The organism is Methylobacterium sp. GC_Met_2, assembly GCF_026540795.1.
Taxonomy (GTDB): domain Bacteria; phylum Pseudomonadota; class Alphaproteobacteria; order Rhizobiales; family Beijerinckiaceae; genus Methylobacterium.
The window spans coordinates 1-14101 of record NZ_JALNUM010000063.1; the positions used below are offsets into that span (position 1 = coordinate 1).

Here is a 14101-nt window from a genome sequence, read left to right on the forward strand (position 1 = left end):
CCCCACTGGTTCACCCTCTGAGAATTTTTGAAATCGATGGCAGCATCAGCACCCCCCTCCGGCGGCGGGGCCGAAAGCCTGCGCGGGCCCTTCAGCCTGATGCGGATCGCGGCGCTGCTCGACGTCCACCGCAACACGGTCTCCAAGTGGATCGACGACGGCTGTCCCGTCATCCAGCGCGCGGAACGCGATCGCGGCGTCGAGTGGGAGCTCTCCCTCTCCGAGGTCGTCGAGTGGCGCATGTCCCGCGCCGTGCAGAACGCCGTCGCGGGCTACCAGGGTGAGGCCGGCCAGATCGCCAAGGAAGAGGCCGACCGCCGCCGTGCGGTCGCCAACGCGATCACGGCGGAGATCTCGGCGGACGAGGCGCTCGGCACAGTTGTCGCGCGAGCCGACGCCGAGGCGGACATCGCCAGCTTCTGCCAGGTCCTGAAGACCGGTCTCTCGAACATGGCATCGAAGGTCGCCGCGCGTGCGGCCACGATGACCAGCGCCGCCGAGATCGAGGACATGGTCCACTTGGAGCTGACCCGCAGCTTCAAAGCCTCGGACGCCGAACTCGCGAGTCGCTGGCCCGGAACCGGTGAGATCAAGAATGACGGCGTCGGAGAGACTGGGCCAGCATCGTCGAAGTGAGTACGGGCTCGGTCGAGCTCCGCTCCGGCGAGCTTTCCGCTGTGTTGCTGCAGACGTACCCCGGAAGCCGAAGCTCTCCGGTTCGCAGTGGGCGGAAGAGTTCGGGCGGATCCCCAAGAGCACGGGCGCTGAGAGCGGGCCGGTGACTCTCTACGGGTACCAGCGCGGCCTCATCGACGCGATGTGCGATCCGACCCTGCCGCTGGTGACCGTGCTGAAGGCCGCCCGGGTCGGCTACACCCGCCTCGCCACGCTGGCGATCGGGTACCACCTGCATCAGGACCCGACGCTCTGCGCGGTCGCGCAGCCGGTCGAGGATGACGCGGAAGAGTTCGGCGCCACCGAGATCGCGCCGATGCTGCGCGAGACCCCGGTGCTGGCCCGCATGCTGCGGCCCGTCCGCAAGGGCGAGAAGCAGGACTCGGCGACCTTCTACCAGATGTCGAACGGCGCGCTGGTGCGCGTCGTCGGTGCGGCCTCGGACGACGCGTTCCGGCGCTACTCGGCCCGGTTCATGTTCGCCGATGAGATCGATGGCGACGGCTGGACGCCCGGCGCTAAGACGCAGGGCGACAAGCTCAAGCTGTTCTGGACCCGCGGCGAGACCTTCTACAACAGGAAGATGGTACGGGGCTCGACGCCGCTTCTGGAGGCGACGAGCCGGGTCTGGAAGCTGTGGCTGGTATCGGACCAGCGGCGCTACTTCGTGCCCTGTCCGCAATGCTCGGAGCACGCCGGAGAACTTGCTGGCTGGCAGTATCTGGACTGGGGCGGCAAGAAGACATCGCACGGTCTGAAGTGGGATTTGCACGAGGACGGCACACTCAAGTCCGTCTGGTACCAGGGCACCTGCGGCTGCATCATCGACGAGGGTCGCAAGGCCTGGATGGACGCTCGCGGCGAATGGCGGGCGACGGCGACGCCGAAGACGCCCGGGCACGCCGGCTTCCACCTCTGGACCGGCATGTCGCTCAACGCGAATGCGGCCTGGCCCGTGATCGTGCAGGAGTGGCTGGAAGCGCTGGAGGATCCAGCGAACCTCGTTCAGCCATTCAACAACCTGCGCCTTGGCCGACCGCACCGGCAGACCTTCGGTCAGGAAATCAAGCCCGACGCGTTCCTGGAACGACGCGAGGCCTACGGCGCCGAGGTACCCGATTGGGTTCGGACCCTCACGTTAGGCGGCGACGTCCAGTCCGGCGCCAATGCGCGCATCGAGGGCGGTGTCTGGGGCTGGGGTGCAGGTCTCGAATGCGCGCTCATCGGGCAGTTCGTCCTGCCCGGCGACCCGGCTCAACCGGAGGTCTGGCGCAACCTCGACCGGCTGCTACTGCGCGGGTTCAAGCGCAGCGACGGGTCCGAAATGCGGATCAGCGCGGCCGCCATCGACTCGGGCGGTCACCACACATCAGAAACCTACGCGTTCTGCACCGAGCGCCGCCGCCGCAAAGTCTGGGCGATCAAGGGCAAGTCCGAAGCGCGCGGCGCCCGCACCAAGGTGTGGCCGCGGCTTCCCTCCACGAAGCTCGGCTCGTCCTGGTACATGATCGGCGGCAACGCCGCCCGCGACTTCGCCTATGGGTCGCTCGCGCTCGTCGAGCCGGGCCCGCGCTACGTCCACTTCCCGGCGGTGCCGGCGAAGGGCTCACGCCCGATCGACGCCGAGTACTTCGAGCAGCTGACCCGCGAGAAGCTCGTGGTGCACCAGCGGCTCGGCTACACCGAGTGGGACAAGCCGAAGGCCGCCCACGAGGCCGGCGTGTGCTTCGTCTATGCCTACGTCGCAATGTGCGGCCTGCAGGCTTCCAGCGGAAAGTACGTGGCGCTCGGGCGCATGCCGGAGCGCGAGGAAGCCGACGGCGCCGCGACTGAGCCCGAGCCCGCAGCGATCGCTCCGGAGGATGGAGGCGCCGCGCCGGGTTCGCACGAACCGGGCCCGGAGATCGCCGCGGCCGCCCCGGTTCCGGCACTGCCAGCCCCGCCACCGCTACCGCCACCGCCGCCCGCACCTGCCTACGCCCGCCCGCAGCACTCGGGCTTCATCAACCAAGGCCGGCCCGGTGGCTGGATGAGCCGGAGAGACTGATGGCCTTTAGCCAAGCGCAGCTCGACGCGATCGAGGCCGGCATCGCCGCCGGCGTCACGTCGGTCTCCTACGAGGGCAAGACGGCTACCTATCGCTCGCTCGACGAGATGCTGCGCGTGCGCTCCATCATCCGGCGCGCGCTCGGCCTCGACCCGCAGAAATCCGCGACGATCCTCGTGGCGCACGACCGCGGCTTCCCGGGCGGGATCTCAGCCGACGGCTGCCTCCGTTCCGGCTGGTAGCGGATCGCCACGATGAATGCCCTCGACCGCGCGATCGGCTGGGTGGCGCCGCGCGCGGCGCTGTCCCGGGCCCGCGCCCGCCACGCGCTGCGCATCTACGAGGGTGCCAGCGTCGGCCGGCGCGCGTCTTCGTTCAAGGCGCTGAACACCTCGGCCAACGCCGAAATCCAGGGAGCGCTGCGCCCGCTGCGATCGCGCGCCCGGGATCTCGCGCGCAACACGCCCTACGCGGCGCGCATGCTCGACATCATCACCTCGCACGTGGTGGGTACGGGCATCACCCCGATACCGGATACGGGCTCGGACGTGCTCGACCGCCGCTTGGAGGACCTCTGGGACGATTGGGAGGGCCAGGCTGACGTCACCGGTCGCATGGGCTTCTACGGCATGCAGGCGCTGTCCGTGCGCGGCATGATCGAGTCCGGCGAGAGCGTCGTCCGCTTCATCGATCAGCCTCTGGTCGATCCGCGGCGCGTGCCCCTGCAGCTGCAGCTGCTGGAGAGCGACTTCATCGATCAGTGGCGGGACGGGATCTACGGCAACGATGGCCAGGCCGGCGCCGAGGGCCTGGAGCACACCCGGCTCGGCGTCGGCCTTGGGGAGTACGACCGCCGTGTCGGTCTGTGGCTCAACCCCAACCATCCGGGCGAGATCAACACCGCGGCCATGCGGCCGGGCGTCTCCGCCTTCGTGCCGCAGGACGAGCTGATCCACCTGTTCAAGGAGCTGCGCCCCGGACAGGTCCGGGGCGTCTCCTGGTTCGCGCCGATCCTGATGACGTCGCGCGAGCTCGCCGACTTCATGGACGCGGTCAACGTCAAGGCGCGGGTCGAGGCCTGCTTCTCGGGCTTCGTCACCAACAACGACGACGCGGGCGTCGACATGTTCGACCCGGCCCGCCCTGGCCTCGCCGGCCGCGACGGGGCGAACCCGGACGCGCAGCTGACCTCGCTCGAACCCGGCATGCTCAAGGAGCTGCGCTCAGGTCAGGACATCAAGTTCGCCGCGCCGACCGGCACGACGCAGGTCGAGCCGATCCTGCTGTTCAACCTGCAGGCCATGGCCGCTGGTGTGGGCTGCACGTACGACCAGGTCTCGGGCGACCTGCGCGGCGCGAACTTCTCCAGCCTCCGGGCGGGCAAGGTCGAGTTCCGGCGCCTGACCGAGCAGCTGCAGAACCACGTCGTGATCCCTCAGGTCTGCAACAGGACCTGGGACCGCTTCGTGTCCCGCGCGGTGCTGGCAGGCCTGCTCCCGGCCCGCGCCGAGCCCTACCGGGCGCAGTGGATGACGCCGGCCTGGGAGCCGATCAACCCGAACGACGACATCGAGGCGGACATCAAGGCGGCCCGCACGGGCCGGATCAGCCCGCAGGAATACGTCGCCAGCTTCGGCAACAACTGGCGCAAGGTCCAGGACATGACAGCCGCCTTCTACAAGCGCGCCGACCGCCTGGGGCTCGCCTACGATATCGACGCGCGCCGCACCGACCAGTCCGGCAAGCTGCAGGCCGTCGATGGCGATGGGGCTGGCGGTGATCCGACCGGCGGCAAGCCGAAGCCCCTGAAGGACGATTTCGGCGAGCCGATCACGGCGTCCGCCTCCAACTGACGGATCCCCCATGGCAACCTCGAAGACCGAGCAGCGCGCCGCTGCCGCGGGCGGCTCCGCGCGCCCGATCGACCTCAAGGCGCTCGGCACCCGCGGGCGCCGGTTCCTGGAGGTCGCGCCGGCGAGCTACGACGCCAACGAGCACACGATCGAGCTGATCCTCTCCGAAGGCTCGGACGTCGTGCGCTGGTACGGCACCGAGCGCCTGTCGACCGACGAGGCCGCGGTCTGCGTCGATCGGCTGGCGTCCTCCGGCATCCCGTTCCTCGACAGCCACAACAGCTACGGCCTCGGCTCGGTGCTGGGGCGGATCGTCGACGTGTGGTTCGCCGAAGGCCGCATCCTCGGTCGGGCGAAGTTCGCCGCCACCGAGGCCGGCAAGACCGCCGAGGGCATGGTCGCCCGCGGCGAGATCAAGGGTATCTCGATCGGCTACCGCGTCGACGGCTGGGAGATCACCGACGCCGACGGCACCGTGATCGACCCCGAGAAGCAGATCCTCGACGTCGACGACGGCCTGACCTTCACGGCGACCCGCTGGGAGCTGCTCGAAGCCTCGCTCGTCTCCGTCCCCGCCGATCCCGCCGCGATGGTGCGCGCCCACGAGGGCACCGCCGATCCGAACACGGGTCCCGACCTGCGCGCCAGCCCGATGGGCCGCGGCGCGAAGGAGATCACCATCACCCGGGGCGATGCCTCGATCACCTACCGGTACGGCTCCACCGGACCGCACGAGCGGGCTTGGCCCGAACCCAGAGAGGACAAGCGCATGGCCAAGCACACCCCCGGCAAGACCGCGCCCGGCAAGAACGCCGCCGGCAAGCGGCAGGTCCGCGCCGAGCCGTCCGTGAACGAGGACGGCTACTACGTCGATGCCGACGGCAATTTCGTGGATGCGTCCGGCGCCCCGGTCGACGAGCCGGTCAAGGCCGAGCGCGTCGAGGTCAGCGTCAACGAGGACGGCTACTACGTCGATGTCGACGGCGACTTCGTGGATGCCGATGGAAACCCGGTCGACGAGCCGGTGAAGGCCGAGCGCTCCGAGCCGGACGTGAACGAGGACGGTTTCTACGTCGATGCTGAGGGCAACTTCGTGGACGCCGACGGCGAGCCGAGCGACGAGCCGGTGAAGGCCGAGCGCGACGGCGAGATGGAGGACGACGACACCCGGGCCGCGCCGCGGGGCCGCAGTGTTGCCCGCGCAGCTTTGACCAAGGGCAAGCGCGCGGCCAAGCCGGCCTTCACTCAGGCGCATGCCGCCGAACTCGCTGCGATCGCCGAGCAGGCGCGCGGCCAGGGCGTGACCCTCAACGTGGTCGACGCCATCACCCGGGGCCTGAGCGCCGCGGCCTTCCGCAAGATCGCCTTCGACAAGCTCGCCGAGAAGAGCAAGGAGACCGCCGTGAGGGGTTCCCACAAGGGTTCGGACACCGGCCGCATCCAGTTCGGCCGCGACGAGCGCGAGGGTCGCGCCGACGCCATGACGCTGGCGCTGGTCACCCGGACGCTCGCCGCGCGCGGCTCGGACGGCATCGACTATGCGCCCAAGCGCAAGGCCGACAAGAAGTGGGTCGAGAAGCACTCCGAGCGTGCCGAGCAGTACGCCGGCATGGGCTTCGTCGAGATCGCCGCCGAGTGCGTCGGCCACCGCGGCAACATCCGCACCGCCCGGCAGGCCATCGACATCGTCGAGCGTGCCTTCCAGTCCACCTCGGACTTCCCGGCGATCTTCCAGAACGTGCTCAACAAGAGCCTGCTCGCCCGCTACGAGCTGGCCGAGCCGACCTACAAGCGGATCTCGATCGAGCGGCAGTTCAACGACTTCCGCCCGCACCCGATGATCCGCGCGGGCGAGTTCCCGATGCTGCAGCCGGTCACCCAGACCGGTGAGCTCAAGGCGGGCACTTCGGCCGACAGCGGGGAGAACATCTCCCTCGTACCCTACGGCGTCATCTTCCCGATCTCGCGGCAGATGATCGTCAACGACGAGCTCGGCGCCATCGACCAGATCCTCGGCTCGTCCGGCGACGCGGTCCGGCTGTTCGAGAACGTCACCTTCTTCAACATGTTCAACGCGAACCCGACCCTGATCCAGGACGGGACCGCGGTCTGGCACGCCAAGCACAACAACCTCGCAGCCACCGCGGGCGTGATCTCGGTGCCGACCGTCGGCGCCGGTCGCGCGGCGCTGCGCGGGATGAAATCGCTCTCCGGCTTCCTCCTGAACGTGCCGCCCCGGATCATCCTGACCGGCCCGAACCAGGAGACGTCGGCCGACCAGCTGGTCGCCACCATCTCGCCCCAGCTGACTACCTCGGTGAACCCGTTCTCGGGCAAGCTGCAGTCGGTGTCGGACGCCAACATCACCGACAACAGCTGGTACCTGATGTCCGACCCGGCCCAGGTCCCGTGCTTCGTGCACGGCTTCTTGAACGGCTCGAACGGCCCGCGGGTGAAGACCTACGAGCCCTTCGGCACGCAGGGCGTCCAGATCTCTCTGGAGCACGACTTCGCGTGCGGCGCGATCGACTTCCGCGGCGCCTACAAGAACCCGGGCGCGCTGCCGCAGTAATCGCACCCCGCCGAACTCGCGGCCGGCCTCGCCCTCCGAGCGCCGGCCGCTCCGCTCCCCGAGCTTCCGGAACCCATCCCATGAAGAATTATCTCCAGAACGGCGACGCGCTCAACGTCGTGGCGCCGGCGGCCGGCGTCGTCAGCGGCCAGCCCCTCGTCATCGGCAAGATCTTCGGCGTCTGCGGATCGACCCGCCTGGTCGGTGAGACCTTCGCGCTCTGGCGCAAGGGCATCTTCAGCCTGCCGAAGACCAACGCGCAGGCCTGGGCGCAGGGTGACACCCTGTACTGGGACGCCGCCAACAGCGTCGTCACCAACGTGAACTCCGGCGCGCTCCTGCCGGTGGGCTACGCGGCCGATGTCGCCGCCAACCCGTCCTCGATCGGCCCGGTGCTGCTCGGCCAGACCCCGTCCTGAGGCATGGGCGCCCGGTGATCTCATCGGGCGCGTCTCGGACGTCTCGTCCCACGCTGGAGCCAGCCATGAGCGTTTCCATCAAGGTCCTGCCGACCGCCGAAGAGCACGTCGGCCTCGTGCACCCCGTCGACGGCGCGCTCGCGGCGGACGGCAGCGTCTGGACCTACGACGCCTGGACCGAAGCCCGGATCCAGGAGCAGGTGATCCGCCGGTTCGAGGCAGGCGTCGACGATGCGGTTCCGGCCAATCTCAAGGTCGATGCCAAGCCGAAGCCGCAGGCCGCCGCGTGATCGACTTCGCCGCGCTCGCGCTCGGGCCTGGCATCGCTACGTTCGGGCGCCCGGTGACGGTGACGCCGCCGGGCTCGCTTCCGGCCAAGCCATCGTTCGCCGCCTCGGGCGTCTGGTCGGTGCGCAACGTCGACGTGGCGTTGGGGCCGAACGAGAGCCTGAACACGACCACGATCACCCTCGGCATCCGTCTATCTGAGTGGCCGGTCCCGCCCGTCCCGCAGATGCAGATCCGCGTGCCCGCCGCCGGCTCCTACCCGGACGAGGGCACGCTCTGGATCGACGACGTCGATCCGGACGGTCAGGGCGGGGCGACGCTCACCCTCAAGAAGAAGCCGAAGGGCGCCTGATGCCGTCTGAAGCCACCCAGATCCGCGAAGCGATCATCGAGCGCCTCACGGGGCAGGACTGGCTGCCGGTCAACGGCTTCCGCCGTCAGGTTCGGCCGCAGCTCCAGGAAGAAGAGCTTCCCGCCCTTCTTGTCGTAATCGCTGACGAGATGGAGAGCCCAGAGGACGAGGCCAACCAGGGCCAGCCGCGTTTCATGAACGAGGTCACGATCGGGATCTCGTACTGCGTCGGATATTCCTCGCCCGAGGACCTCGACGAGCAACTCGACAAGGCCACCAACGGCATCCGCAAGCGGCTCCTGCAGGACCCGACCTTCGTGCGTGGGGTCGACCCGTCGAAGGACGTTTGCGACCCGGACCGCTACCCGCTGTTCGAGGCGGTGACCAAGGTCCGCCGCGGCCGCCTCTTCCCGCAGGAGGGTGCCTCGTACTTCGCCGAGGGGCGGGTCGAGATGACTTTCGTGTTCCGCACCTCCTACGATCCGGACCTCGACGACGTGCTGGAGCACGTCGTGATCACCGCCCGCCCCGCCGGCGCCGGCCCGGGTACGCCCGCGATCGACCTGACGATCGACATCCCCACGACCTGAGCCGGCCCGCGCCGCTCCTACCCCCGAGGATCCCGCCATGGCCGGTGAAACCACGGTCGCCGTCGAGGCGACTGAGGAGTGCTTCCGCGCTCTCAAGCACTTCCCGTCGCAGACTGGCTTCGAGGCCGACGGCACCGCGGTCTGGCCGGCCGACCAGTTCACGTTCGCGCTCGCCCGGGACGGTGCCATCCGCCTCCTCGAGGACCTCCACGACAGCGGCGCGCCCGTCGGGACCGATGCCGCCCCCAACACCTCCACCGCGCCCGTCGGCGCTCCCGCCGCCACCGAGCATCAGGGCTAAGCCGCGATGGGCATCACCACGATCCCGGACAACTACAAGCTCCCGGGCCCCAACGTTCAGATGGATCCCTCGCAGGCCGGCACGCCGGTCTCGCCGAAGTGGATGCTGCTCGTCGGGCACCCGACCGCGGCCGGCACCGCAAAGCCGAACGTCGGCATCGCCTGCGGCACGAACAACGACGCCGACGCCCAGTTCGGCCCAGGCTCCATGCTCGCGCGCATGTTCAAGACGGCCTTCAAGGGCGTCACCAGCGTGCCGATCATCTGCCTGCCGATCCCGGAGCCCGCCGCTGGCGTCGCCGCCACGGGCACCATCACGGTCGCCAACGCGCCGTCGGTCGCGGGCACGCTCGCGCTCTACATCGCCGGCCAGCTCGTGCCGGTGTCGATCGTCTCGGCCGACACGACCGCCACCGTGGCCGCCAAGATCGCCGCCGCGATCCAGGCGACCCCGGATCTTCCGGTCACTGCCTCCGTCGCCGGCGCGGTCGTCAGCCTGACGTGCAAGTGGAAGGGCCTGACCGGCAACAGCGTGACGGTGCTCGACAGCTACCGCGGCACCTATGGCGGCGAGCAGCTGCCGGCGGGCCTCGCGCTGACCTATCCGACCAGCAACCTGCTCGCCGGCGGCACGGGTACACCGGACTTCACCAACGCGATCGCGGCGCTGCTTGACCGCCCGTTCAAGTTCGTCGGCCTACCGTTCCACGACTCCGGCTCCTACGCGGTGTGGGACCAGGAATACGGCTTCACCGACAGCGGGCGCTGGGGCCCGTACCGCCAGAGCTACGGCCAGATCTTCTCGGCGCGCCGCGGCACCTACGCCGATACCTTCCTGTGGGGGCAGTCGAACAACTCGGCGCTGATCTCCACGATGGGGTTCGAGCTGCAGTCGCCGTCCCCGGGCTGGGAGTGGACCGCCGCCTACGCCGCGGCCGCGGCCTTCTCGATCAACGCCTACGCGGCCCAGCCCCTCCAGACGCTGCCGCTGATCGGAGTGCTGCCGGCGCCGGCGGACTACCGCTGGAACAAGGCGCAGCTGAACTCGCTCGCCCAGGTCGGCATCGCGATCCAGGGGACCGACGTCTACGGCGGCTCCACGGGTCAGCCGATCATCCTGCGCGAGCAGACGAACTACCAGAAGAACAGCTCCGGCCAGGCCGACAACGCCTACGAGCTGGTGACCACGCTGGCCACGCTGGACGAGCGCTACACGCGCCTGAGGCAGGCGATCACCAACAAGTACCCGCGGTGCGCGCTCGCCAACGACGGGACGAGGTTCGGCGCCGGCAAGCCGATCGTCACGCCGCTGATGATCAAGGCCGAGCTTGTCTCGGAGTACCGGGACATGGAGGCGGACGGTCTCGTCGAGAACGCGGCGCTGTACATCGCCAACCTGTCGGTCGCGCGCTCGAACACCGAAGCGAACACGATGGAGATCCTGGATCCGCCCGATCTCGTGAACCAGCTGCGCCGGCTCAACATCAAGGCGCAGTTCCGCCTCCAATTCCCGCTCAGCGCCTCCGGCACCTGATCGGCCCGCTCACCCTGACCGCAACCTGACCCGCCCCCAGTGGCGGGTTTTTCTTTGGAGGCCCCGTCATGGGTCAGAGGATCGCCGGCACCGCCTACCTGAAGGCGGGCGGCAAGCAGTACGACCTGCGCGGATCGTTCACCGTCTCACCGTCGAGTGTGAAGCGCGAGGGCGTGGCCGGACAGGACGGCGTGCACGGCTACATCGAGACGCCGCGCGTGCCGTTCATCAAGGGCGACCTCTCGACTACTGCCGGGCTCACCATCGCCGAGCTCGACGCCATGACCGATGTGACTGTCACCGCCGAGCTCGCCAACGGCAAGGCCTACGTGCTGTCCGGCGCCTGGACCGAGTCCGCGCACGAGATCGACACCGCGGCCGGTAAAGTCGCGGTGAACTGGATGGGCACCTCCTGCGACGAACTTTGAGGGCAGCGATGAGCGACGTTGAAACTGCGAAGCGCGATCATCGCGACCTCGACTTCCCCTATGAGTTCCCGCTCACCAAGGTCGTGAAGGCCCACGGCGACGACATCAAGGTCCTGGTCCTCCAGGAGCCCAGCGGCGACGACGTGCTGGAGTTCGGGCTTCTGGAGGGCCTGAGTTCCCGGCAGTTCTGGCCGCTCGTGTGCAAGCTGGCCGGCGTCCCGATGTCCACGCTCAAGACCTGCGCAGGCCGTGACATGCTCCAGCTCGGGACGGTGCTCACGGGTTTTTTCAACCTGGCGGCCCAGCCGCCGATGCCGTCGACGACGCCGTCCGCCTAGGGCTGGCGTTCCACGCCTGGCCGTTCTCCCGGCCGATCGGCGCATACCCGCCAGCGACCGTCAGCCACCTGATGGCCCGCACCCTGGCGGTCACGCCCCGCGCGCCTGCCCCGCCTGAGGACGCCGATGGCTGACGACAAGCTCAGGATCGTCGCGACCGTCGAGGATCAGTTCACCGGGCCGCTGGGCAAGCTCGAAAAGAGCATCAAGCGGGTCGGCGACGAGACGTCCAAGCAGGGGGCGACCTGGAAGAAGGACTGGGCCGGCGTCCGCGACGAGGTCGGCAAGTTCCAGGGCGTCCTGCGTGGGTTCGACCCGATCTTCGCAGCCGTCGGCGTGACCGGCTTCGGCGCGGCCATGTCGATCACCGGCATGGTGTCGGCGCTGCGCGGCTTCTCCGGCTCGACGCAGCAGCTGTCCATGCTGTCTCGGGAAACCGGCGTGGCGGTCGACAAGCTGCGCGCGTTCGGGGCGCTCGGTGAGCGGTTCGGCGTGTCGGCCGACAGCATGAAGAGCTCGGTCGCCTCCTTCGCGACCTCGATGTTCGACCTGCGCCGGCGCTGGGGCGAGGCCTACTCCGGCCTGCAGGCGATGAACCTCGGCAAACTCGCCGAGGACTTGGTCAACGCCCCCAACATGGACGAGGCGCTGAAGCGCGCCGTCGATGGCATCCAGGCGATCCCGGAGCCGGAGGTGCGCCGCCGCGTGTCGCGGATGCTGTTCGGCACCGACGACATCGCGCGCATCGCAGGCTCGATGACGGGCAAGTTCTCCGAGGCGCTGGCCCAGGTCCAGAAGGAAGTTGGACACCTCGACAAGCAGACCGAGGAGGCCGCCGCCCGCTTCGAGCAGAGCATGGGCCGGATCGGCGCCGCGGCCGAGCGGTTGAAGCTGAAGGTCCTCGGGCCGATGCTCAAGGGCACCGCCGACCTCTTAGAGGATGCCGAGAAGAACGGGCTGTCCGGAAACGAGGATCAGCAGGCGCTCCGCAATCAGCTCTCCCCCTTCGGAGGCCCCGAGGCCACCCCGCGGGAGAAGCTGGAGGGACGGCGCACGCAGGTCGAGCAACAGCTCAAGCTTTTGGAGGCCGGTCCCCGCGGAGCGGACTATCAGCGCAAGCACGACCGCATGGTCGAGGAGCTGAAGCGCGTCGCCGACGAGTTGCAGAAGGTCCGGGAAAACGGCGGCGCGAGCGTCAGCCCGTCGAGCTTCGGAGGGTCGACGGGCGGCGGCTCGCTGATCCAGAAGGCGTCCTGGGGCGGCGGCGGGTTCGGCGGCGGTGGCGGGTTCGGCGGTGGCGCTGGGGGAAACGGCTACACCGGCGGGGTTTCGCCGCGTGCGCCACTGCCGAACGCTGGGGCGATCCAGCGCGGGAATGGCCCGATCACGCCCGGCACCGGCCCCCTCGGTGACGCGCCTCAGTCTCAAGACGCGAAGGACTATTTCGGCGGCGATGTCGATGTCTCTCGCCTGCCCGCGGGCATGCGTAACAACAACCCTGGCAACCTGAAGTATTCCGGCTCGGAGTGGCAGCGCCGCAACTTCCCCGGCATGGTCGGCCCATCGCAGAACACGGATCAGGGCTCGCCCCAGATCGTGTTCAACAGCCCCGAGGCGGGTATGCGTGCCGCCGCCCGCCTCGCCCTATCAAAGTTCGACGGCGGGGCCGACACGCTCCAGAAGATCATCGCCGGGGCCAACGGCTGGACGCCGGGCCACCCGACTGCCCCAGCCAACATCGCTAAGACGATGGGGATCGGGGCGAACGACAGGCTCGACCTGCGCGACCCGGCGCAGATGCAGAAGTTCCTCCGGGGGCTTCTGTGGCAGGAGCACGGACCGTCGAACCTGCTCTACAGGGACGACACCCTACAGAGGGCCGCCGAGGCCGCCCTCGGCCGAGGTGGCGGAGCCGGCTCCGGGCCGCTCTCGCGCAGCGGTGCGGACGTGGCGCCAGTCGATGGCGCCGGCGGCGTGGACCAACTACAGGGCGGCGGTATCCGCCAGCAGGCCATCACCGACGAGCTGCGCGACCAACTGGCCAAGGCGGCCAAAGCGGCAGGCATCAACGCCGAGATCTACTCCGGCGGCCAGGACGAGCAGGGTCCGCACCGGACGGGCAGCCATCGGCACGATGGCGGCCGATCGGCCGACGTCAAGCTCTACACCCTCGGGCCAGACGGCCAGCGACGCTATCTTTCGATGAACGATCCCGCCGACCGCAAGGTCATGGAGGGCTTCATCCGCGGGACTGTGCGCCACGGCGCGACGGGCGTCGGGGCGGGCCCAGGCTACATGGGCGAGCACGGCATCCACATCGGTGGCGGTCCGTCGATGGCGTGGGGTGCCGGCGGCCGCACAGCCAATGCGCCCGACTGGGTCCGGCGGGCGCACCGTGATGGCTTGGTCGATCGGGCCGACGCTGCAAAGGAGGCCGCAGCGAAGCCGCAGGCCCCGGTCGGGGACGCGCTGATGGATCGGTTCTACGGCAAGGGTACGCCCGGTGGTGGCCCTGGCATGCAGATGCCCGGAGCGGCCGCCGATCCCAAAGGCACCCTACACATCAAGTTCGACAACGCGCCCGCCGGCATGACGCACCGGGCCGACACGGCCGGCCTGTTCCGGGACACGACCGTGTCCAAGGGTCGGTCGCAGATGGACATGGACCGGACGTAGAGGTCGGCTCCAGCGGGGGACGGAGGCTG

At 69.2% G+C, this 14101-nt stretch carries 14 protein-coding genes; all 14 read left to right on the forward strand.

Annotated features, from left to right (window positions below):
- The first annotated feature begins 36 nt into the window (after positions 1–36).
- The 14 genes from OXS49_RS20060 to OXS49_RS20125 all read left to right on the forward strand — a co-directional run bounded on the left by OXS49_RS20060 (position 37) and on the right by OXS49_RS20125 (position 14072).
- Positions 37–636, forward strand: a complete 600-nt coding sequence (locus OXS49_RS20060) for a hypothetical protein (RefSeq protein ID WP_267426332.1) — start codon at positions 37–39, stop codon at positions 634–636.
- A 142-nt stretch (positions 637–778) separates the two neighbouring features.
- Positions 779–2722, forward strand: coding sequence for a terminase gpA endonuclease subunit (locus tag OXS49_RS20065; protein WP_346016963.1), 1944 nt, complete (start codon positions 779–781; stop codon positions 2720–2722).
- Positions 2722–2964: a hypothetical protein gene (locus tag OXS49_RS20070; RefSeq protein WP_243925096.1), complete on the forward strand. Its 243-nt coding sequence runs from the start codon at positions 2722–2724 to the stop codon at positions 2962–2964. The genes OXS49_RS20065 and OXS49_RS20070 overlap by 1 nt, the downstream gene beginning before the upstream one ends.
- A 12-nt stretch (positions 2965–2976) precedes the next feature.
- Positions 2977–4575, forward strand: a complete 1599-nt coding sequence (locus OXS49_RS20075; RefSeq protein WP_267426335.1) for a phage portal protein — start codon at positions 2977–2979, stop codon at positions 4573–4575.
- A gap of 10 nt (positions 4576–4585) precedes the next feature.
- Positions 4586–7147: an HK97 family phage prohead protease gene (locus tag OXS49_RS20080; RefSeq protein WP_267426337.1), complete on the forward strand. Its 2562-nt coding sequence runs from the start codon at positions 4586–4588 to the stop codon at positions 7145–7147.
- An 80-nt stretch (positions 7148–7227) separates the two neighbouring features.
- A complete protein-coding gene (locus tag OXS49_RS20085) occupies positions 7228–7566 on the forward strand; it encodes a DUF2190 family protein (RefSeq protein WP_267426338.1) in 339 nt (112 codons plus the stop codon).
- A gap of 65 nt (positions 7567–7631) precedes the next feature.
- Positions 7632–7856: a hypothetical protein gene (locus OXS49_RS20090; RefSeq protein WP_267426339.1), complete on the forward strand. Its 225-nt coding sequence runs from the start codon at positions 7632–7634 to the stop codon at positions 7854–7856.
- Positions 7853–8206 carry a hypothetical protein gene (locus OXS49_RS20095; RefSeq protein WP_267426341.1) on the forward strand — a complete coding sequence of 118 codons (354 nt, stop codon included), beginning with the start codon at positions 7853–7855 and terminating at the stop codon, positions 8204–8206. Before OXS49_RS20090 ends, OXS49_RS20095 begins: the two co-directional genes overlap by 4 nt.
- Positions 8206–8796, forward strand: coding sequence for a hypothetical protein (locus OXS49_RS20100; RefSeq protein WP_267426343.1), 591 nt, complete (start codon positions 8206–8208; stop codon positions 8794–8796). Before OXS49_RS20095 ends, OXS49_RS20100 begins: the two co-directional genes overlap by 1 nt.
- 37 nt (positions 8797–8833) lie before the next feature.
- The gene (locus OXS49_RS20105; protein WP_267426345.1) at positions 8834–9097 is read left to right on the forward strand and encodes a hypothetical protein; all 264 of its coding nucleotides are present in this window, start codon (positions 8834–8836) and stop codon (positions 9095–9097) included.
- Positions 9098–9103: 6 nt separating this feature from the next.
- Positions 9104–10630 (forward strand): phage tail sheath C-terminal domain-containing protein, encoded by a 1527-nt coding sequence (locus OXS49_RS20110; protein ID WP_267426346.1) that lies wholly within the window; start codon positions 9104–9106, stop codon positions 10628–10630.
- Between the two features lie 68 nt (positions 10631–10698).
- Positions 10699–11058 carry a phage tail tube protein gene (locus OXS49_RS20115; protein ID WP_267426347.1) on the forward strand — a complete coding sequence of 120 codons (360 nt, stop codon included), beginning with the start codon at positions 10699–10701 and terminating at the stop codon, positions 11056–11058.
- Positions 11059–11066: 8 nt separating this feature from the next.
- The gene (locus tag OXS49_RS20120; protein WP_267426348.1) at positions 11067–11396 is read left to right on the forward strand and encodes a phage tail assembly protein; all 330 of its coding nucleotides are present in this window, start codon (positions 11067–11069) and stop codon (positions 11394–11396) included.
- Between the two features lie 126 nt (positions 11397–11522).
- The gene (locus OXS49_RS20125; RefSeq protein WP_267426349.1) at positions 11523–14072 is read left to right on the forward strand and encodes a hypothetical protein; all 2550 of its coding nucleotides are present in this window, start codon (positions 11523–11525) and stop codon (positions 14070–14072) included.
- Positions 14073–14101: the final 29 nt, after the last annotated feature.